Source organism: Moorella mulderi DSM 14980, from assembly GCF_001594015.1.
In the GTDB taxonomy this organism is placed as follows: domain Bacteria; phylum Bacillota; class DSM-521; order Neomoorellales; family Neomoorellaceae; genus Neomoorella; species Neomoorella mulderi.
This window is the reverse complement of sequence record NZ_LTBC01000023.1, coordinates 1-21,735: the sequence shown is the minus strand read 5'-3', so window position 1 is coordinate 21,735 and position 21,735 is coordinate 1. Positions and strand designations below refer to the sequence as shown.

Genomic DNA, 21,735 nt, shown 5'->3' with positions numbered 1-21,735 from the left:
CCTGGGCGACGTCATAGACATCCTGGTCACTGGCAGAAGGTTTGACGCGGCTGTAGGAGCGCACCCGGTAAACGGGTTGCCCAGTAGCGTCAGTCCCGGTCTGCACCTGCAGGCGTAAGGTGGTAGCCAGCGGGGTGCTGATAACGGCCATTTTTTTCACCTCCCTTCGGACGGCTAAATCATAGCATGGTTGCCTGCAAAAACGAACTAATGTTTGCACACGATTACGAGCTAAAACCTGTCGTTAACCGCTAATACCGGCTGCTAAGGAAAGCCAATAAAGCATAAAAACGAAAGCAGGGATATCGTACCAGGCGGATTACCTTAATATCTATTTGGCTAAGAGTTGGAAAACCAGGCCGGCAGGCCCCTGGCAGGATACCGGAGCGTTTATGTAGATAACAGGTCGCTCCGGATTATATGGAAGGTTACGGAACTGCAGGTAATCGAGGTCGCCATTATAGCCGGTATAGCCGAACGCGAAGGAATGCTGGCCTATAAATTGGTTTCCAGGCGCAGGGAAGAATTGGAGAAGTTTATCGACATTTGGCTTTTCTCGTGGTCGAGCGGTAATCTAGCTGTCATAGTTCAATTCTAGCGGCCTTTTATCTGACGGCAATCAAGAAGGGAATTTATCTCGGTTCGGGATAGTGGCGATTCAGCCGGGGGGTTTCAGGGTTTATGGCAAAAATAGCCGTTAAACATAACTAGACAACACGTTTTTCTACCTTTTGTTAGAGGAATAAAGGCTGCAGAATCTAAGGTTGAAAGAAATCGAGCTATAAAGAAGTTACCGTTAAGGTACCTTTCCTGGGTCCAGCCTTTGCTATGGAAGGGGCGATATCTAAAACATGGGTCCCTGCCGGCCAGGGTTGCGGCTAAACTCGGAGCTATTTCGCTTGCTACTGCTGGCTTAAGCAATATACAGTGACCTTGTATCGTATCAAGGCGATGAGGCTTGGAGAAAGGCGGCTATTGATACTCTGGGTTTTGCAGCTGGAGTTGCAGCAGGAATAGCAATTTCTAGTTTTGGGGGGTTGCCAATATTAGTTAGGTATAGGAACTTCTGCGTTGGCCGGTTGGGCAATAGATTATATAACCCAGACCACCCGGGCCGGCAAACACCCCCGCCGCTTCCTGGCAGGTTTTAAGGGTTATTTGCACGTTGACGGCTATGCTGGCTACAATGAGCTTCATGTCACCCTGGTCGGCTGCTGGGCACATACCCGGCGCAAGTTCGACGAAGCCTTAAAGGCCCTGCCGGAAGATAAACGCAATGCACCCGTAGCCGCCCGGGAGGGGCTGGAGTACTGCAACCGGCTCTTTACCACCGCAGCGAGCGCTCCATCAAGCCCTTCGTCATTGGCCGCAAGAACTGGTTGTTTGCCAACACCCCGCGGGGTGCTAAAGCCAGTGCCATTACCTACAGCATCATAGAAACAGCCAAGGAAAACGGGTTAAATCCCTTCCACTACCTTATCTACCTCTTCGAAAAACTTCCCAACTTGGACCTCAAGGATAAAAACGCCCTGGATCAACTCCTGCCGTGGTCGGAAACTCTGCCTCCTGTCTGCCGGATGAATAATTAAGCCTGTTTTAGCCCCCGCCTTAGATGCAAGGTGGGGGTTATTTTACGCTTACAGTTCTACGGCATTACGTTTAAACTCTTCATCATATTTTCTTCCCGACTTTTCTTCCCGACTCTCCCATTGGACATAGCCCCTCCTTGGCCTAATTATATAGTCTTAACTCTGTATCCTAGCTGGCGGCTTTTTAGTGCTTGCCGTTTTGGTGGATTGATCAGGTAACCTTGGAAATAGGGCAGGGAAATCTGGAATGATGGCGAATTAAAACGAAGGTGAGAGATTACAAATGGAGTAGTTATGTCCGACTAATTATAGCACCGGGCGGTAGGCATAAAAAGAGGGTTTAAGATAACGCCCTTCAATAATGATAATAATATCCGCCACCCCTTATGAAGTTTTGCGAATGTATTACGTTGAAAATTATTATTATTTGGACCTTCTCTTTACCGAAATAGAAGCTTAACCCTTTTACCCAAGCCGATTGCCTATCCAAATATAAAGCGTAACTTTGTTAATACGGGTGGAGGGAATATGGCTGAATACAATCATACCCTAGAAAATGACCATTTTGAGACCGGAGGACAGCAATTTGTTACCGAATCGCCACTCATGAAACCGGGAGAACGTCATCTAGTTGTTTTTATCAGTAGCGTAATGGCAGAACTCGAAAAAGAACGCCAAGAGATAGTTAGGATCTTAAATAACTTTCCCCCGTTTTCAGCGTGGGCTTTTGAATTCACCCCTGGTAGCTCGGAACCTGTTGATAGTACTTATCTAAGAAAGGTACGAGAAGCGGACATTGTTATTTGGCTTATAGGTGCCGAGACTACGGAGCCCGTCCGTAATGAGATTCAGGAGGCGCTAGCCAGCAATAGGCGCTTATGGGCTGTAAAGTTACCGGTGGAGGAACGAAGCCAGGCAACGCAAGAACTGCTAGAAAAAGTTGGAACGCGCGTCAAGTGGGTGGATGTTGAAAAAGCAGGTGGACTAAAGCAGGCTATAGAGCTGACACTGCAAGACGAAATAGTACGAGCCTTTCAGGGTACCCCAGAAACGGGCTATCTGAACAAGTTAGAGGAATTAAACCAACGCTCTATGGCACGTTGCATATCCCGCTGGCAGGCGGCTGGAGTACCGCGGGCGAAGGCCGAGCAGCTTGCGGCCAATCCTTCCATTGGGGCGCCATGCCAAGCTATCCAACAGCGGTACCGAGAAAATAAAATAATAGTATTAGTTGGTAACATGGGGGCAGGAAAATCGCTAATTGCAGAGCGCCTTTATCAGCAGGCCATCGTAGAGGCACGAAAAAACATAAATAGTCCCATCCCTGTTTATCTCCAGGCATTTGAGGCCGTGGATGGGTTAGAAAAAGCTATAAAGAAGGCCGTTAATGGGCTCGGTAACCCTAGTATTCAAGGTGTGCATGTTTTTGTAGATGGAGTAGACGAGGTTGAGACCGCCAATGCCTCTCGCATTTTGAACGAAGGGCGAATTCTCGCTAATACATGGCCAAAGAGCAGGATCGTTCTTACCAGCAGCCCAATCCCCATCTTTATGGGTATAGAAGAAGCTGTTACAGTACCCCAGCTCACGGATGAGGAAGCTTATGGTCTTATAGGCGATTTGGCAGGAAAAAGTGTTTCGTCGGGAATGACCTGGGGGTGGCCGAAATCTATCCAGGAAGCTATCCACCTGCCCCTTTTCGCGGTACTCATGGGTAATTATTTACATGCCCAGGATATGAGGGCTCCCAAGTCCAAAGGGGAGTTAATCTCACATCTTGTTGAGCAAGCCCTGATGCAGAGAGGAATAAATCTTGCAGATGCCACTGATGTACTACACCGTCTGGCTGCTCTTTCCATTGACAGGAGCGGGTCCCCAATTCCCGCAGTTGAAGTCGCCCCAACCGAGAAGCTAACACCACTATTGGAGTCAGGGTTGGTAGTTAAGCACTCCGGGGCTATTTCTTTCCCGTTGCCGATATTGACGCAGTGGTTCGCAGCGAGGAGTTTGGCTGAGGGCTTTCCTTCTGTGGGCGAGCTTTTGAACGATCCTCAAAGGCTTGAGGCTTGGCGATACCCTTTGATCATTTTTGTTGCCACCTTCAGTCATGAGCAAGTAACAAGTATTTTAGAACCACTTACCAAGGAGCACCCCGGATTTGTTTCTCAAATTATAGATGACGGTCTAGCAAGCTGGGGGTTAGAGGAAGAAGTCCTGCCGCCTCCGCCACAGGAGTGTGGCCAACGGATACGCACCGCAATGAAGGCGTGGGTGGAAGGTATCGGCCCCTTGGCGCAACTAATCGCGCCGGTACGGGAGGACGGGACGCTCTTACCAATTGGGGTGCGAACCCACGGCGCGGGGCTAATCGCCGGGTGGTACTACGGTACCGAAAAGGTACAGGACATAGTCCCACTTCCGCTTAACCTCGACAAAGATCTCCGTTGGCCCTACACCCGATGGGCCCGACCGGGCCGCCAGTCAGGATGGGCCTGGCGGTGGACATTGGAGGAACTTAGCGGTAAGCTTTCTAAATTACTGCGGCGTCAAGCATTACCAATTGAGGATGGCCCTCTCACCAGGGAATACGTTTGGATTACTGCCCTTAAGATTGTGGGTCGGGGATCGTTAGATTATAGGCCCATCCCCCTGACCGAGATTGAAAAGCACTTTTCCTCATTTCCCAGCCATATTAATGATTTCATAGACTCTAGGATGCGTAAATGGAATCTGGGCCCCCTTAGAAGAGAAATATCGCGTCTCCGTAACTTGGGGGAGCTAGAACTACACCCTCCCTGGCCTGGGCCAGACCTCGAACAGAGATCTGGGTGGGTATGGGAGATGTATAGTGACGAGCAGCTACTAGCGCGCACGAAAGCAGTGTACGAAGGGGCGCTCAAGAGTTATCAACAACTGGTCGAAACCTGGTTTCCCAGGTTGGCCGAACAGTTAGACACTTGGGTCATTCTACCTGCACGTTTGGTAGGGAACATTATTCCACCTGATCGGGGTAAGGAATGGGCTGGATCACCGAAAATTCATTGGTATTTAGAGCCACTTCCATACGGTACCCAAAGCTACGTTGACCTTACATTGGGAACAGGTGACGCAAGTATAAAGGATCCTTTATTAATTTTTGAACATTTGAGAGCTCAATCGCATAAAGTTCGGCCGGGAACCATGATGTGGGGTAGATTCACAATACATCATGAGATATTGGATATCTTTGAGCCAAGTACAGCTACAAGATTAGCCTATGACTGGCTATGGAAGGACCTCAGCAAGATTTCTTGGGTTAATGGTAGTCGGGGAGGGCGAGAATGGTAACCTAATAACTATTAATAATTCCAGCTCAAGCAGGTCAACTTGAGCGTAGCGGTAAAATTCGGCGTCCAGATAATCGAGCAGGAGACGAATTAGGATCATATCCATATCCTGTTTGCCTCCAAGTTTTTACGCTGGCTGGAAACCTGCTGTTGGATATTAAAATACTTCCCTGAACCAAAAGAAAAAAGCTATGGGACGGGCAGAAAGCTCCGTCCTTGTATTGAACAGCAGGTACAGCTCAAAGAAGCCAAGAAAACGGACGTAGGATTTAAGAAACTTATGACCGAATTACAGGGCGTCCCTGCGGAGATCGCGATTGTAGCGGAGGCCAAACAAGAAGCTTTCCAACGGGGCTCCCCTGTGGAAGCGAAGCTTGTTCAGGCTGAGTCAATTGATTATTTTAACCCATAAAACTAATGGTGATGGATTTATGCCTTATCCGCTTGACTGGAGCAAACTGGACGAGGATACGTTTGAAGAACTTTGTTGTCAGTTGGCCCGGGCGTGTATGTCCGGTAGAAAGGGGAGATTCTTCCGCCTTGAAGGCCGCGGGGGAGACGGGGGCGTCGAGGCCTATTTCCTCTTTCCGGACGGCTCGAAATGGGGTTGGCAGGCCAAGTTTTTCCCGCATCGCTTAAAAGATACGAACTGGCGCCAGATCCGTAAATCTATTGAAACAGCTCTTAGTATTCACCCTGAGCTGGTGGTCTATTTCGTATGCCTCCCTATAGATCTTACCTCGCGTACAGGCCGGCAGGGAAAGTCTGAGCTGGAAAAGTGGCAAGAACTTGTGGACGAATACGCAGATCGGCTTTCGATAGAGCTCTGGGGTGCCTCTTACCTGCTAGACCTTCTTACCCATCAAGAGAACGCGGGGAAAAGGGCCTTTTTCTTTGGCGAAATCGAACTAAGTGGTGAGTGGTTTGATAACAAACTAAGCGAAGCCCGGGAAAGCCTGAGCGACCGATATACTCCCGACGCCCATGTTGCTTTGCCCGAACTGGCGCACCAGTTCGAGATCCTTGGGCGGACCCCTGCCTTTAAGAAGGAACTACTCGAGTGGGCTAACCGAATTAAGCAACATATTGAGAGATACGGTTGGATACGCAAAACTGCACGCGAGGTCGGCCTGGCAGAGCAGCATGATGCTTTGGTTGAACGGCTTGAAGAAATCATAGAACTACTACGACGGGGCGCCACTGCTGAACCGAACGCTATACTTCCCATAGAGCAGATACGGCAAAAGGTACATGAGATCTATGAAAGCACTTGGCAATTTTATACTGGTGCTCAGGGCCGGGGTACAAGTGAAGGTGTAGAGAGTAAAGAAAAGGCGTACTTATCCCATATAATGGAAATAAAGAGACTCCTTTATAAACTTCGCAACACAATAAAAGAAGAAAAGTGGTTTTTAGCCAATGAGGCAGGTCTTGCCTTGTACGGTGAAGCAGGTATAGGAAAATCGCACTGCCTCTTTGATATTGCCGCTGATAGGTACCAGCGAGGGTTACTCAGCCTCTTTGTTTTGGGACACCAGTTTCCCACCTCTACCCAACCAGTTGCTGACCTAACTGTCTTGTTAGGTCTCGGTCCTAGGCCTGAAGACGAAGTCTTAGGAGCGCTATCTGCCGCCGCCGAAGCCAGCCATGCCCCCTTACTGATTTTTATTGATGCTCTGAACGAATCAGAACGGAAAGGCTACTGGGCTGCCCATTTGCCCCATCTCGTCGCCAAGTTACGGCGCTATCCCTGGCTACGTTTAGTGATTAGCTACCGTACCAGTTACCGGGGAGAAATTCTAGGTGAAGCCAAATCTCCACCGCTACCAGAGATTCGCCACCCTGGCTTTGGGGGGCAGGAACTAGAAGCCCTTAGTACTATGTGCAAGTTCTACGGCATAGAATATCCATCCCTGCCGGTCTTTAATCCAGAATTCCAAAATCCACTTTTTCTGCACTTGGTGCTAAGGTCTCTTAGGGATCAAGAAGTGCAGGTATGGCCGAGAGGGTTGCACGGCTTCAAAGTTGCTTACGACTTGTTTATATCAAACGCTAACGCACGCATCGCCAGGCGTCTGGACTGCGATCGGCAGAACAACTGGGCTTCCCGAGCTGTACAGGAGCTAGCCAGGAGGATGTCCGGCGCCGGGCGCGAGTGGTTGGCTCTCGAAGAGGCGAAGGCGTGTCTCGATCAGCTATTTCCGGAGCGTTCCACCAGGGCGAGCCTCGACCGCTCCCTTTACCGGGCTCTCATTGATGAACACGTTATCGTTCAGGACAAGATGTGGGAGCCGAAGTCCGGATGGGTCGAAGGTGTTCGCTTCACCTTCCAGCGGTTCGCCGACCACGCGCTGGCCGAGGAACTGATCAAAGTTCTTGGAGATACCCCCACCGAGAGTGACCTCCAAGCAGCTTTCGGACGCGGGGGTCTCCTTGAACCACGCCGTCTCAGCCCAAGTGTTTTTCAGGCTCTTGCCATCCAGGTTCCGGAACGGTTTGGCAAGGAACTGATTGATTACGTTGATTGGGAAAATGAATATGTCAGATACGTTGCTGGTGAAGCCTTCCTCCACAGCCTCGTTTGGAGAAGCCCTGATAAACTCCCGCCCTTGGATGAGCTAAGAAACTACCTCAATGAAAAGTTCGGAGGCTTAACCGATGAGACTCTGGAAGTTATTTTGACGGTTTGTGCACGCCTGGAACACCCCTTGAACGCAGGCTTTCTGCACCAGGTGCTTATGCGATTTCCTATGGCCGAACGAGATGCGTTCTGGACCCTTTACCTGCATCGGGTATTGGACGAACCATCATCCGCTCTGAGACGTTTGTTGTACTGGGGTGAAGCGGGGCCCCTGGAGCGGGCAGACAGGGATTCCCTCGTTTTGCTGGCGACGGCGATCTGCTGGTTCTTAACGAGCTCGAACCGCTGGCTCAGGGACGAAGCAACTAAGAGCCTGGCGTGTATTTTTCTTAACCGCCCGGAGTGCATTCTTCCTCTTCTCGAACGTTTTCAGAACGTTGACGACCTGTATGTGAAGGAACGTCTTTACGGGGCCGTGTATGGGGCCTCTTTATGGATGCGTAATCGGGTGGAGCTGCTAAAGAAACTAGCTGTCTGGTTTTACGAGCATGAATTCAATAAAGGTGCACCGATTCTTCACTTGACGGCCCGTGACTATGCCAGGAGTATAGTGGAGGTGGCCGCCCGCTTTGGCGCTTTGCCAGAAGGGATTGACCTGAATAAGGTTCGCCCGCCTTACCTCAGTCCCTGGCCCCTCGAGCAGGTCTCCTCGCTTACAGATTGTGATAGTGAAAAACTGGGACCGGGTCTTAGGGCAATTAGTTTTTCGTTAAGCTATAAGTTTGGGGACTTCGCCAGGTATATTGTTGCTGATGTAGACAAGTTTGTAGATCGGGCAAATGGAGAACCATGTATTGATTTTGAGCAAGCCCTTCGCTGGATCTACAATCGGATCTTGCAACTGGGTTATACTGATGTCCTCTTTGCCGAGCATGATAATCCGCGCTACCGGTATTGGGATAGGTTTGATCACAAGCATGAGCGTATCGGCAAGAAATACCAGTGGATAGCCTGGCAAGAGTGCCTAGCGCGGTTGAGCGATCATTGCCTCCTCAAACCGAAATGGGGTGAAACAAAACCGCGTACCTACGAAGGTCCTTGGCAGATCGTAGGTGCGCGAAACATTGACCCGTCCTGTCTTATAATGCACCAGCAAACACCGCATTTTCCGTGGCCCATCAGGGATATGTATCCGTTACCAAAAGCGACTGTCGAGCAGTACCGGCAATGGGTAATGAATTCTGCTGATCTCAGCGATTTTGAGCAGCGCTTGTGTAATGAGCTTTTGCGGCTTAAAGACCAAGATGGACAGGAATGGATCGTGCTATACGCCAATTATACCTGGTTTACCGAACGCGAACCTGGGGAGGAAAGGACCAGGCCACCGTGGAGGGAACTATATTTCCAGGTACGTGGCTATATTGTGGCTGACCCCAAAGCAATCCTACGGTGGTCAAGGAGCCAGGATTTCTGGGACCACTGGATGCCGGAGTGGGACGGTCTGGAAGCTTATGGTGCATATCTCGGCGAATATCCCTGGCATTTTTCCTGGACGGATGTACGGGAGCGCGCCAGGTGGACAAGACCTGAAAAGACTGGGGCTAAGACCAGGTATGGCTTTCTTGTTCCATACGCCACTTATGCCTGGGGAAGCGGGTACGATTATTCCAAGGAAGCTAGCCTCAGACTACTTCTCCCAGCGCCGTGGCTTGTTGAGGAGGTTGGCTTACATTTGGACCCATCCGACCTAAAGTGGAAGACTGAGAAAGGTCTAGTTGTGGCCTTTGACCCAAGTAGCGGCAAGCCCGACGTGCCAAACGCATTACTCCTAAACGCGAGTTGGATGGCCGAATATCTTACCAAGAAGAATTTAGGGATTTTTTGGGCGGTCGCAGGCGAAAAGTTTTTTACTACTAGTGGCTATGGCGCGACAGCAGCTAATAGACTTAGCGGGGGGTTTATATGGACCGGTACTGACATCAAGGGTCGTTTACGGTCCATTGAAATCTATACACAGGATTAGGAGGGTTTACCAGATAATGGTGGTCAGACAAATGTCCCTCAATGCTGTCATCTTTACGGAAAAAGTTGTTGGCGACTTTCTTCGGTAGCGACTTACTGCCTATTCCTTTGCCAGCACGGGTGTACAGACCCAGATGCGGACCTCGCTATCACTGATTAGACACACCGTAGGCCCCGTCAAGGGCCGTACATCAGCCTGTCACGTCCATTCCGCTTGGGTGCCGTGGTAGAAGATTTGTTAGTTGAGATATACTTCCCCCTTTCATGACACCAAGATAATTTCATTTGGCCGCTTCGCTACCCAATGGTGTAATCGGATGGGCCGAACCAAGCCAGATACCTTTGATTTCCTGTGCTTTACCCATTACTGCAGCACAAGCCATCAGGGCAAACTTCCCAACAACGTAATTCTCTCCTGGAAAGTAGATGTCATTACTAATAAGGATTCGATGTCGGTTCTTAAATACCTGTCAATTAAAATGAGTTTTTCACACAACGCTTTTAGAAGAAGGAGAAACAAAATTAACGTCGAAGATCTAAAGTAGATAGTCAACCATAGAAAGGCGAATAGCAATATGCATGATTTGTTAGAGGAAATAAAAGTTCCCAACTACACACTTCAAAATGACGTTTATGTTTATCTTAGAAATAATATTTTAAAGGGTAAGTTAAAACCTGGGGAAAGGATTAATGAAACGGTAATCTCCAAGAAATTAAGTATAAGTAAGAGCCCAATTAGGGAGGCCATGCGTAAGCTAGAGGCTGACGGGTTAATTACGATAAAGCCCAGAATAGGATGCTTTGTTATCAAGTTAGACGCGGAAACGGCCAGGGAGATTTATGAGGCCAGGCAAGCCATAGAAGGTTTTGCCGTAAGATTGTTGGCTAATAAAAGTAATGAAGAATTGGTAGAAGATTTACTAGAGATTTTAAAGGAGTATAAGGAAACGGTTGAAAATGAAGATCATGTTGGACGAAGCGAAGTAGACACTAAATTTCACCTGCGAATCGTAACCGCAGCTGGCAATAGTAAATTAGTAAAACTTTTTATGACTTTTCGCGATCAATCTCTTCTCTTAAAAAACATCGCCTCGTATTTACCTGGAAGGCAAAATCAATCATTGATAGAGCACCAGGAAATCGTGAAAGCAATCCAGAACAAAGACTATAGTCTCGCTCAGGAGGCGATTATAAACCATATAGAGGGTTTGAAGAAAAAAGTGGTCGAGTGGTTTTTGCAAGTAGAAAGTAACCAATTTGGCATTTAAAAAGTGCTAAAGGTATTACCAACATATCAGCGGTTACCACCCCCTCCCTATATAGGAAAAGAGTGGGTGAACATTAATTTATCTTGGACTTCGCTACCCTTGCGTCCGTTCACCAGGTCGGTTATTTGTCAATGGCTGACAATGAGCGTGAACGCGATAGCTTTCCCCCTCAAAGGCCAGTATGTGGGCATGTAGAACCAAACGGTCAATAAGCGACCTCCAAAACGGTATTCCAGTGGCCAGATTGGAGGTTGAAGGTGACGATGTTTCCTGCCTTGCTCTGGCTACTACGTTAAATAATAGCTCTGCCCCGGCCCGGTGTAGGGACACAAAACTAAGTTGTAAGTTAGATCGACCTTTCCAAATCCGCCATAAATGCCCCAGTAGATCCTTTCGCGATGAGCTAACCATATAGAGGCTGTGATCTGGTACAACATGTAACCTCTCCAATAAGTTCAGATTTTCGATATTTGTAAAGGATAGTTATTAATTCTTTTTGCCTATTATTTATTACGGTTATTGTTGTTTTGATTCGTTATAAAAGCGGGGTAATCCATTTATAAACTCTTTGGACAAACAAAGATTCTAAGAGTATTCGTGTAATGATTCAAGGTAGGTGTTGCCAATAAAAAAGCCTCTTGGTAAAAAGATAATAGACCAAAACAAAAAAACCCACCAGGAGGCGAGAAACCGTATGAATGATGTGCAAAAGAAATTACTGGTACATGGCGAGGTGATAATTGTCGGGAACGACGTAGCCGAACACTTGAATAGGATAATATCTAAATACCGGACTAAGCTTTTAAGGATTGCTTGAGATTAAGGATATATGCTATCGCAAGGGGAGATATCAGCCTAAGAAGCAAAAAGACCGAAAAAGAGATATTTATCAGAAGAGCTTTGAGGCTATTTATAAAAGTTGTTCTAAAAAATTTCTTTTGGAAGAAGGAAAATTAAAATTCGTGTAGAAGATATAAAGTAGAAAGTCGACTTTCTTTTATCGCGGTTCGATTTAGAGGTAACCTAGAAATTAGTAGATAGGAGTGAGAGACGTGTAGATTTGCAGAAGTCCCTTTGGTGACGAAAGGCTATCGGATTTTAGTCACTCCAGTTATAACGAAAATTTTGCTGCACGACAAATCACAAGCCAAAATTTTAAAAAGGAGCGACAAGAATGAATAACGGACAGAAACCCTCGGTATTGGTAATCAGCGCTCATGCTGTGGACTTTGTGTGGCGGTGTGGTGGCACTATTGCTCGCTATGCCAAGGACGGCAGCAGGGTAAGGATTCTGGACTTAACCTTTGGCGAGCGGGGAGAATCGGCTGAGATATGGCAGTCCAGGCCGGGCATAACGGTAGACGAGGTAAAGAGGATCCGCCGCGAGGAGGCAGAAAAGGCCAGCCAAATCCTCGGGGCCGAGATTCGCTTTCTTGATTTTAACGACCACCCATTAGTAATGGGAATGGAACACTACCTTATCCTGGTAGAAGAATTGCGCGACTTTCAGCCCCAGATAGTCCTTACCCATCACACGGAAGATCCCTTAAACCCCGACCACCCGGAAGTATCAGCCGCTACTTATAGAGCATTGCGGTGCGCCCAGGTTCCGGGAGTAAAGCCGGAAACGACAGTCACAGGGCCCATCAAGACCTTTATGTTCGAACCTGACCAACCGGAATTCTGCAATTTCAACCCCGATGTCTTCATCGATATCACCGATGTAATGGACCTCAAAGTGCAGGCTATGAAGGTGGTAGCCTCGCAGACCTATTTGCATGAAAACTACACCCGGCGGGCCGAATACCGTGGTTATCTGGCGGGGCGCATTGCCGGCGATAAGAATATAAAATACGCCGAGGCGTTCAAGAGGTTCGCTCCCTTTGTTGGGAAGTTCTTTAGTTAATATTTAGACGAAAGAAGGTAGAAGACAATGTGGCGGAACGGCGTCATCTACACCGATATCCCTAGAACTGTGGCTCCTGAGGTTATCGACAGATTGAGGGATCTGGGCGTAGCCACCATTCATGAAGCAATGGGTAGAATCAATCTAGTTTGCGATCAGATAAGGCCTGTTTGCGAGGGTCTTAGTTGCGCCGGGCCGGCGGTTACTTGCTCCTGTCCGGCCGGCGATAATCTAATGATGCATAAAATGTTTAAGTTGGCTAAAAAAGGCGATGTAATGGTCATATCGACCCAGGGATTTAAGGCAGGGATTTGGGGCGAGCTGGCCAGCACTTCGGCGCGCGCCATAGGGGTGGCTGGCGTTATAACCGATGGAGCGGTAAGGGACAGTAGACTAGTAAGAGAGATGCGGTTTCCCATCTGGGCGGCTGGTATCTATGCAGCTGGTACAGTTAAGACCCAGCCGGGGTTGATCAACGTTCCTATCCAGTTTGGCGGTGTGATTATTAACCCGGGCGACATTGTGGTGGCCGACGATGATGGCGTAGTGGTAGTGCCGGCCAACAAAGCCTCAGAAGTACTTGCCCTAGCGGAGAAAAGAGCTAAATCCGAAGAACTGGTTAAAGAGCGTTTGCAAAAGGGCGAGTTTATCTACGATATTTATAACTTTGGCCATATCCTTGATAAACTCGATATAGTCATTATGGAGGGTATTTACAAAAAGGAGTAGCCCAACATATTCTTATTCTTTAGTATGGTGGTGACCAGGATGGTTTTAATGGAAAAAACCACAAGCGCCCTCCTACTAGTATTGGGCCTATATTTTACAGTTCAATCTGTATCTTTAGGCCTTTTTTCTTCGGGGAAACCAGGGGTGGGCTTTTTCCCGTTCCTCGGTGGCTTGATTTTGACCATCATCAGCTGTGCTCAACTTATTGGAACCCTTAAGATTTGTAAAGACACTTTAGAAAAGCCCTGGTCGGACAAACAAGGTATACGCAATATAGTTTTAATAGTTGCCTTCACAGCTCTATATATCTGGACAATAGGGATTTTGGGGTTTTTGATACCCACAATAATTTATCTGTTGGCTCTGGTAGATCTGATTAGCGAATATTCCTTAAAGAAGAAGTTAATCTACAGTCTAGCCTCTTCATTTATCTTATTTCTCATATTTGCCGTCCTTTTTGCCATGCCGTTACCTAAAGGGCTTTTGTGGTAAGTGATTAGGGTTAAAAATTAGGGTTAAAAGGGGTTTTTCTTTATGGATGTTCTTAATCACCTATTTTTAGGTTTTTCCAATGCCATTTCCCCGGCCAATATTCTCTGGTGCTTAATTGGCGTCTCCTTGGGTACTTTAGTTGGTGTCTTGCCGGGCTTGGGCCCAGTGGCCACGATGGCTATTCTTATCCCTCTCACGGTCAAACTAAACCATATTTCGGCGCTAATCATGCTGGCCGGTATCTATTATGGGTCGATGTATGGAAGTTCTACTTCCGCTATCTTGGTAAATATCCCTGGCGAACCGGCCTCTGTTATTACCTCCCTTGATGGATATCAGATGGCCAAGAAGGGGTTGGCCGGACCAGCGCTAGGAATGTCGGCGATAGCTTCCTTTGTAGCTGGCACGCTCAGTATTGTAGGCTTGATGTTTTTTGCTCCTCTCATGTCATCCCTCGCCCTGGGTTTTGGGCCTGCTGAAATGTTTGCCTTGACCTTCTTTGCGCTCACTATTTTATTTAGCTTTACGGGTAAGTCATTGAGCAAGGGTCTATTATCAGGGTGCCTCGGCCTGTTATTGGCCACTATAGGAATTGATGTTCAAACAGGTGCGTTGCGGTTTACCCATAACAGTCCCCATTTAGTTGCCGGAATTAGCTTAGTGGCAGTTGTAGTGGGTTTATTTGCCGTGCCGGAAATTCTGATAAACGCCGAAAAGATAAGCCTTTACGCATATCAAACGCATATCGGCCGCGTGTTGCCAACCAAGCAAGACATTATCAAATGCCTTCCCACCATGTTTCGGGCAACTGTTATCGGTTTTATGGTCGGCATCATCCCCGGGGGGACCCCGGCCGTGGCTGGCTTTGTCTCCTATGATATTGAAAGGAAAATTGCCAAAAAGCCGCAAACATTCGGCCAGGGGGCCATCGAGGGTGTGGCTGCTGCTGAAGGCGCCAATAATTCGGCAACTAGCGGCGGCTTGGTACCGCTTCTTACCTTGGGTATCCCCCCCTCGGCTCCAATAGCGGTCCTCCTGGGCGCCTTTCTAGTTCACAATATAACTCCCGGTCCGCTACTCTTTCAGGAACACCCTGAAGTTGTATGGACTCTCATTGCTAGCATGTACATAGGTAACGTCATGCTCCTTGTTTTAAATTTACCTCTGGTTGGCATGTGGGCTAGAATATGCCGAGTTCCGTACCCCATTATTGCCCCGCTGATTATGGTAATTAGCTTTTTAGGAGTTTATGGTGACAGGAACAGCTTATTTGATGTGTGGGTAATGTTGATCGTCGGTGTGATGGGCTACATTATGCGGAAGCTCGAATACCCCCTGGTGCCGCTGGTATTGGCTTTTATCGTATCACCAATTATGGAAAATGCGCTTATACAATCTTTAACCCTGTCATCTGGTAGCATTATGATCTTTTTTAGCCGTCCCATTTCATTAACCCTCATCTTATTGGCAATGGTCTCGTTAGCCGGGGCATTGCTAAGCCGCAAGAGGCAAGCAAAGGTTGTGGAAGTTTTGGGGTTAGAGGGAGATTAAAAGAGCCGGACCAATACCATACTAGGGGGTGACATTCAGCACAGAACCCTTTTTAAAATTTACCACAAAAGCCCTTTTTAAATTCAAATTAGAAAGGAGATTTAAAAATGAAAAAAACGGCATTGCTTATTATTCTAGCTCTTACCCTGATCTTGGCTAATGGTTGTGCTAAACAGGAAGCCGATTATCCCAACAAACCTATTGAATTAGTTTCAGCGTATAATCCTGGAGGCCCTAGCGATAGGGTGGCGCGCATATTTGCTGATTACGCTTCAAATTATTTTAAGCAGCCGGTAACGGTAGTTAACAAGCCGGGCGGTAGCGGTACGACTGGCACTATGTATGTCGTGCAGGCTAAGCCAGATGGATATACGTTATTAATGCACGTAATTGGGGCTGCAACTGCAAACCCAGCCCTCATGAAGAATTTGCCTTATAAATATAACGACTTAGTCCCCATTGTGCGCACAAATGTTAATCCGGTAGTTTTTATAGTACCTTCTGATAGCAAGTGGAAGACGCTAAAGGAATTGGTGGAAGACTTGAAAAAGGAACCCTCTAAATATAGTTATTCCTGTGGAGGCATAGGGGGAGTTTCAACTTTTGGCGTCGCCCAATTGATGGACAGTGCTGGAATAGATCCCCGTAAGCCTAAGATGGTAATCTACCAATCCGGCCTTGAGGCAGCTACTGCTGTCGCTGGGGGCCACGTTAGCTTTGCTGCCCAAAATGCCTCAGATGTAATTGGCCTGGTTAAAGGCGGTAAACTCAGGGCCTTAGCTGTAACCACACCGGAAAGGATTGACGATTTACCGGATGTTCCCACCACCAAAGAGGCCGGTTTTGAAAAAGTTACGATGGTGGGCTGGAATGGTATTTTTGGACCGAAAAGTGTTCCAGAACAAGTAATCAAAAAGTGGGATGAGATGGTTACTAAGGCTTTCAATGATAACGAATTCGTTAAAAAGTTAAGGGAAGCCGGTTTTGTTCCGGCTTATATGCCACAAAAGGATTTTACTAAATTTATTGAGGATGAATATAACCTTTTGCTCAAATATGCTGAACAACTTGGTATAAGGCAATAGCTTAAAGACTATGCTAGTAGTTTGGATTTGGAAGAAATAGGGATGAGACCAAATCCAAACTACTAAATAAAATTTATCAATCTTGGGGGCTTATAGAATGGCTCATAAATTATTTACTTCGGATGAACTTAGTACTTTTACTATCAAGGTACTAGAAAAAGTGGGCGTTAATGCTGAAAATGCAAGCTTAGTCGCCGACACCCTCATTCAAGCCGAACTTAGAGGAGTCGAATCTCATGGAGTTGTACGTCTACCCCTCTACGTCAAGAGGATCCTGCAGGGAGGAACGAAGGCCAACCCGTGCCTTAAAAAGGTGGCGGAAGGGCCCGCAACGGCGATTATTGATGGCGATAGTGGCATGGGCCAGATAGCAAGTTATCATGCTATTAAGCTGGCGATGGATAAAGCCCGTCGTAATGGCATCGGCGCTGTTGGCGTGCGTAACAGCAGCCACTTTGGTACCGCCGCTTACTATACGATGGTAGCTTTAAAGGAAGACATGATCGGAATCGCCCTGACCAATTCGCCGACTGTTATCGCCCCTACCGGAGGCATTACCCCGCTCCTGGGCAATAACCCTTGGTCCATAGCTGTGCCGGCCGGAAAGTACCTGCCAATTGTGGTCGACTTTGCTATAAGTGTCGTTGCCCGCGGAAAAATCCGGTTGGCAGCCCTCAAGAATGAAAAAATACCCTACGGATGGGCGAATGATAGTGCTGGTAATCCGACCCAAGACCCCCTTGAGGCTCTAAAGGGGGCGATGATGCCCATCGGCGGCCACAAAGGTTACGGCATGGCTCTGGCCATCGATTTGCTGGCAGGAGTTCTTACCGGGTCAAGCTTTGGGCCTTGGGTAAAAAATCAGGAGGATGTCTCTTCACCTCAAAATGTCGGCCATTTCTTTGTCGCGATCGATATTGACAAATTCATGCCGGTCGAAGACTTCAAGAACAGGGTTGACGCACTAATTGAAAGGATTAAATCGTCCAGATTGGCAACAGGGTGTGAAAAGATATACATCCCAGGCGAATTAGAGTACCTGTGCCAGAAGGAGCGAAGCAGGAAGGGTATCCCTGTATCCCAAGAAAGCCAGCAGAAGCTTTCTATTCTAGGCAAGGAGGTTGGAGTTCCTTTTCCTGCTCTCAGTTAATGAAGAACTTTAAAAGGTGGGGAAAAATAGTGCGAGCTAAACTTTTGCGCTTAAAAGAGGCCATGGAAAGGGCGGGTATAGAAGTACTTATTGCCTTGTCCCCAGAAAACATTTTTTACTTAACTGGGTTAAGAACATATCTTGGAACCCCCAACCGGGCCACATTCAATTCGCCGCGCTTAAGTCCCGGCAGTGTAGCTGGCATCTACGACGGGCAGTCAGTAGATTTGATCTGCAATAGTTCCTGGGCCAGAATGGTTGAGGAAGATTGTAAAGTAAATAACGCCTTTTTCTACCCAACCTTATCGCGCATCATCGGCGGTACCACGCCTACTATTTTTGCCGACAACGCTCTTGATGCCTTAGTAAAACTGCTTGCGCAAAGGGGTTACCTTGACGCCACAACCATTGGCGTCGAGATGAATTTTATCCCTGTTAATCTATACCTGCGGCTAAGCGAAAGGTTTCCTAAAGCGAAATTTGTTGATGCCACCAATCTATTCTTACAGAATCGGGAGATTAAGGATGAAGCAGAGGTCGAAAAGATACGGAAAGCTGCGGCCAAAACAGCGGAAGCGATCTCGGAGACAATCAGCAATATTAAAGAGGGCATGGCGGAAAGCGATCTTTTATATATCTTTAAGTCAAACCTACTGCAGAATGGTCTAGACTGGAATACAACCACCATTGGAGCCGGATACAGGAGCGCGGAGGTGCAAAATATCGTTTCTGGCGCTTACCGGGTTAAAAAGGGCGACTTTATCAGATTTGATGTGGGGGGCATCTTTGAGGGTTATTGCGCCGATGTCTCGAGGTGCGCCAGCCTGGGGCAGCCCTTGCCTGAGGTTGCCCAGCTATATCAATCACACCTGAAAGCCCAAGAGCAAATTCTAACATTGATTAGGCCCGACCAGGTAATAGCCGAGGTATATAAAGCCGGCCTGGAAATACTGCATCAGTGCGGACATGCTGATTATACGCCAAAACGTCTCGGCCATGGTATCGGCCTGACCGCCCATGAGTTGCCGAGTTTTGGTCCGGAGGCAGATGGAGTTTTTAAACCTGGAATGGTAATCACGGTGGAAGTTCCTTTCTATATCCGGGAGGTGGCTGGGTTTAACATTGAAAACAACGTCCTAGTCACGGAGCAGGGAATTGAAGTATTGGATAAGACTTCAAAGGAATTAATCATAATCTAAATCAGTGAGGGAAGAACATGTCGAATAAAGAAGCTGTGGAACTCTTAAAGGGTGCTATCGATATCCATGTTCACAGCAGTCCAGATGTTTTTCCGCGCGCGTTTGATGATCTGGAGGTGGCCCACAAGTGCAAGTCGTACGGCATGAAAGCGATTGTGCTGAAGTCTCACGTAACAGGTACCGCGGATCGGGCGCAAATCGCCAGTAAGGCCGCCGAGTTCCCTGTTTTTGGCGGGATTGTGCTAAACCATGAGGTTGGCAGCATTAATCTCGCGGCGGTAAATGCCGCCCTCCGCATGGGCGCCAAGATCGTCTGGATGCCAACCTTAAATTCTGTCGAGCACATGCGCCATGTTAGCTCCATTCCCCGGTTAGTTCAATACTTTCCGGAAGGTACGCGGGGAATAAGCATTTTAAACGATCAGGGAGAGTTACTTGAACAGGTAGGCGATATTTTGGCATGTATCCTAAAATACGACGCCGTATTGGCTACCGGCCATATATCACCATTGGAAGCCAAAACCCTTGTTAGAGTCGCTAGAGAATACGGCTTAAAAAAAATGATTATTACGCACCCAATAGGGGGGCACAGTCAATTTAGCCTTAATGACTTAAAAGAACTTGTTGCCATGGGAGCATACATTGAACACTGCTGGGTATATACTACGCCCCATGTCAAGATTCCGATCCAGCCCACCGTTTTCGCGGAAGCAGTTAAGACGCTCGGGCCGGAGCATACCATTCTATCGTCAGATTCCGGCCAGGCAATAAACCCCTTTCCTACGGATATGTTAACTGATTTCATTGATAACCTATTACGTCTGGGAATTAGCGAACGCGAGATAAAAATGATGTTAAGCGACAATCCCCAAAAGCTGCTAAATATATGACCACGGAGATGATGAGATGAAATTGAAAGTAGGATTTATCGGCTTTGGCGAGGTGGGCTTTGCTTTCAGCAAGGGGCTTAAAGGCGCTGGTTTGGAATCTATCTATGCCTATGATAAAGAGCAAGATCGAGAACCCTTCAGCCAACTGATTCAAAAACGGGCCTGCCTGGCGAGGGTGAAGTTGGTAGCGAACGCAGAAGAATTGGTCGCCGAAAGCGCTATTATCATCTGCGCTGTGCCCAGTACGGCCTCATTGCAAGCCGCCAAAGAGGCTCTAGGCCGTTTAAATGGTAGCAAACTGTATGTCGACCTGACTTCCTCCCGACCGGAGGTAAAAAAAGAGATAGCTTCCATGGTCACATCCACTGGCGCCAGCTTTGTAGATGCTGCCATTGTCGCACCCGTCCCCCAGTACGGCCACAAGGCGACCATGTTTGCCAGTGGCAGCGGTAGTAAAGCCTTTCGCGATGCCTTGGCGCCATATGGCATGGATATAAGAATTGTATCCACAATACCCGGACAGGCCTCGCTACTAAAGATGCTGCGCAGCGCCTTTACTAAAGGACTAGAGGCCTTGCTTCTGGAGACCATGGTGGCAGCGCGCAAGTTTAACGCAGAGGATGTTATACTCAATTCCATAGCCGAGACCATCGACGGCGCCCCTTTTGTTAAAACGGTCAACCGCCATATCTGCGAAAATGCCATTCACGCCAAGAGGCGCGTACACGAGATGGAGGATGTGGCCAAAGTGCTCAAGAGCGCCGGCGTGGAGCCCATTGTTGTTGAAGCGGCTGTAAGAAGATTACAGTGGTCAGCGAACTTCAACCTCAAAGAACATTTCCAGGGCGAACCGCCAGATAGCTACAAGACGGTGCTCGCAGCTATCGAGTCACTGGTGGGAAAGGAGTGAGTGTGCTTACACAGTTAAACAGTTAATTCTTTATTTATCAAAACAAGCATTCCTTTAATGATTTAAGGTAGGTGTTGCCAATAAAAAAGCCTCCTGGTAAAAAGATAATAGACCAAAACAAACAAACTAACCAGGAGGCGAGAAACCGTATGAATGAGGTGCAAAAGAAATTACTGGTCCATGGAGATGTGATAATTGTCGGTATCGACGTTGCCAAACACAATCACTGGGCACGGATCTATAACCAAATGGAACTGGATGTGGTCAAACCCTTCAAGTTTCATAATAACAAAGAAGGCTATTATCGTCTAGTGGCAAAAATAGAAGAAGCAGTACCAAAGAAGAGGATAGGGCAATGCTGAGGAGCAATCCGAGCGCCTGCCGGAATTCTGCCGGGGATAATGGGGGAGTCAAGATGACGCTCCCCCTCAATCCTCCCAGATACCAATTATACAAAACCCACCCGAGGGAAGGACCCCTACTTTGCTCAAGCTTTCAATGGAGGTAAGAGTGAGTGAATGTCAGAGTACTAATGACACCAGAAGAAAAAGCTCGAGAACTCCAAAGGAAGCTATACCTGGCAGCCAAGGCAAACAGCAATCGCAGGTTCCACGCTCTCTATGACAAGGTGTACCGGGACGATTTTATCCGGGAGGCCTGGCGGCGGGTAAAAGCCAACAAATGTTAAGCATCAATGAAAATGTCAGGTAAAACACATCTGTGATTCTGTCAGGGACGTGGTATAATTAGGCCTGCGAGGTTTCCATGGTTTACACCATGGATGATTAGCAGCGGGCCTGCGAGGAAGAGAAGGAGTAGAGCCCGCGCTTTTTTCTTGAGCCATAGCAGGCCTATTATTCTCTAAATTGCTTTTAGCATTTTCTAGGAATACCTCAAGGCTATAAATATAGCCCTGCCAAGCAACGCACAAAGCACCGTCCAGGGGCTTAAGGACCTCCACAACGGAGCGAAGGGGGATAAAAGGCGCACCTTTAGGGTTTAAAACTTTATATGTCTTACCCTGGAAGTGAATGGTG

The 21,735-nt window shown here is 47.8% G+C and carries 16 protein-coding genes and 3 pseudogenes; 17 read left to right on the top strand and 2 right to left on the bottom strand.

Annotated features, from left to right (window positions below; genetic code table 11):
• The coding region (locus MOMUL_RS15960) for a DUF1659 domain-containing protein (protein WP_084785526.1) at positions 1-151 on the bottom strand (151 nt) is incomplete at its 3' end.
• A 195-nt stretch (positions 152-346) separates the two neighbouring features.
• On the opposite strand from MOMUL_RS15960, the gene MOMUL_RS14605 reads away from it, so the two are divergent.
• From MOMUL_RS14605 to MOMUL_RS16775, 17 genes and pseudogenes are all read left to right on the top strand, one after another.
• Complete coding sequence (locus MOMUL_RS14605) at positions 347-598, top strand: hypothetical protein (protein WP_062286079.1); 252 nt, start codon at positions 347-349, stop codon at positions 596-598.
• Between the two features lie 494 nt (positions 599-1,092).
• Positions 1,093-1,589: pseudogene (locus MOMUL_RS17950) on the top strand (IS66 family transposase); the annotation flags it as partial.
• A 528-nt stretch (positions 1,590-2,117) separates the two neighbouring features.
• The gene (locus MOMUL_RS14595; protein ID WP_062286075.1) at positions 2,118-4,916 is read left to right on the top strand and encodes a DUF4062 domain-containing protein; all 2,799 of its coding nucleotides are present in this window, start codon (positions 2,118-2,120) and stop codon (positions 4,914-4,916) included.
• 373 nt (positions 4,917-5,289) lie between these two features.
• Entirely contained in the window at positions 5,290-9,519 is a 4,230-nt protein-coding gene (locus MOMUL_RS14590) for an NACHT domain-containing protein (protein WP_153018441.1), read from the top strand.
• A 574-nt stretch (positions 9,520-10,093) separates the two neighbouring features.
• Positions 10,094-10,786, top strand: a complete 693-nt coding sequence (locus tag MOMUL_RS14585; protein ID WP_062286071.1) for a GntR family transcriptional regulator — start codon at positions 10,094-10,096, stop codon at positions 10,784-10,786.
• Positions 10,787-11,480: 694 nt separating this feature from the next.
• Positions 11,481-11,603: a hypothetical protein gene (locus tag MOMUL_RS17590; protein ID WP_269085224.1), complete on the top strand. Its 123-nt coding sequence runs from the start codon at positions 11,481-11,483 to the stop codon at positions 11,601-11,603.
• 357 nt (positions 11,604-11,960) lie between these two features.
• Positions 11,961-12,692, top strand: coding sequence for a PIG-L deacetylase family protein (locus MOMUL_RS14580; RefSeq protein ID WP_062286069.1), 732 nt, complete (start codon positions 11,961-11,963; stop codon positions 12,690-12,692).
• Positions 12,693-12,719: 27 nt separating this feature from the next.
• Entirely contained in the window at positions 12,720-13,421 is a 702-nt protein-coding gene (locus MOMUL_RS14575; protein ID WP_064774455.1) for a 4-carboxy-4-hydroxy-2-oxoadipate aldolase/oxaloacetate decarboxylase, read from the top strand.
• A gap of 39 nt (positions 13,422-13,460) precedes the next feature.
• Entirely contained in the window at positions 13,461-13,913 is a 453-nt protein-coding gene (locus tag MOMUL_RS14570; RefSeq protein WP_062286065.1) for a tripartite tricarboxylate transporter TctB family protein, read from the top strand.
• Positions 13,914-13,955: 42 nt separating this feature from the next.
• Positions 13,956-15,464, top strand: coding sequence for a tripartite tricarboxylate transporter permease (locus MOMUL_RS14565; RefSeq protein ID WP_062286063.1), 1,509 nt, complete (start codon positions 13,956-13,958; stop codon positions 15,462-15,464).
• A gap of 107 nt (positions 15,465-15,571) precedes the next feature.
• Positions 15,572-16,549 (top strand): tripartite tricarboxylate transporter substrate binding protein, encoded by a 978-nt coding sequence (locus MOMUL_RS14560; RefSeq protein WP_062286062.1) that lies wholly within the window; start codon positions 15,572-15,574, stop codon positions 16,547-16,549.
• Between the two features lie 97 nt (positions 16,550-16,646).
• A complete protein-coding gene (locus tag MOMUL_RS14555; protein WP_062286060.1) occupies positions 16,647-17,699 on the top strand; it encodes an Ldh family oxidoreductase in 1,053 nt (350 codons plus the stop codon).
• On the top strand, positions 17,699-18,898 hold the full coding sequence (locus MOMUL_RS14550) for a M24 family metallopeptidase (RefSeq protein WP_062286058.1): 1,200 nt from the start codon (positions 17,699-17,701) through the stop codon (positions 18,896-18,898). The genes MOMUL_RS14555 and MOMUL_RS14550 overlap by 1 nt, the downstream gene beginning before the upstream one ends.
• A gap of 17 nt (positions 18,899-18,915) precedes the next feature.
• The gene (locus tag MOMUL_RS14545) at positions 18,916-19,788 is read left to right on the top strand and encodes a DUF6282 family protein (RefSeq protein ID WP_062286056.1); all 873 of its coding nucleotides are present in this window, start codon (positions 18,916-18,918) and stop codon (positions 19,786-19,788) included.
• 16 nt (positions 19,789-19,804) lie between these two features.
• Positions 19,805-20,698 (top strand): NAD(P)-dependent oxidoreductase, encoded by an 894-nt coding sequence (locus MOMUL_RS14540; protein ID WP_062286054.1) that lies wholly within the window; start codon positions 19,805-19,807, stop codon positions 20,696-20,698.
• Positions 20,699-20,847: 149 nt separating this feature from the next.
• Positions 20,848-21,060 carry an IS110 family transposase gene (locus tag MOMUL_RS14535; RefSeq protein ID WP_062286052.1) on the top strand — a complete coding sequence of 71 codons (213 nt, stop codon included), beginning with the start codon at positions 20,848-20,850 and terminating at the stop codon, positions 21,058-21,060.
• A gap of 170 nt (positions 21,061-21,230) precedes the next feature.
• Positions 21,231-21,380: pseudogene (locus MOMUL_RS16775) on the top strand (group II intron reverse transcriptase/maturase); the annotation flags it as partial.
• A gap of 21 nt (positions 21,381-21,401) precedes the next feature.
• On the opposite strand, the pseudogene MOMUL_RS17420 reads toward MOMUL_RS16775, so the two are convergent.
• Positions 21,402-21,735, bottom strand: a pseudogene (locus MOMUL_RS17420) (ISNCY family transposase); the annotation flags it as partial.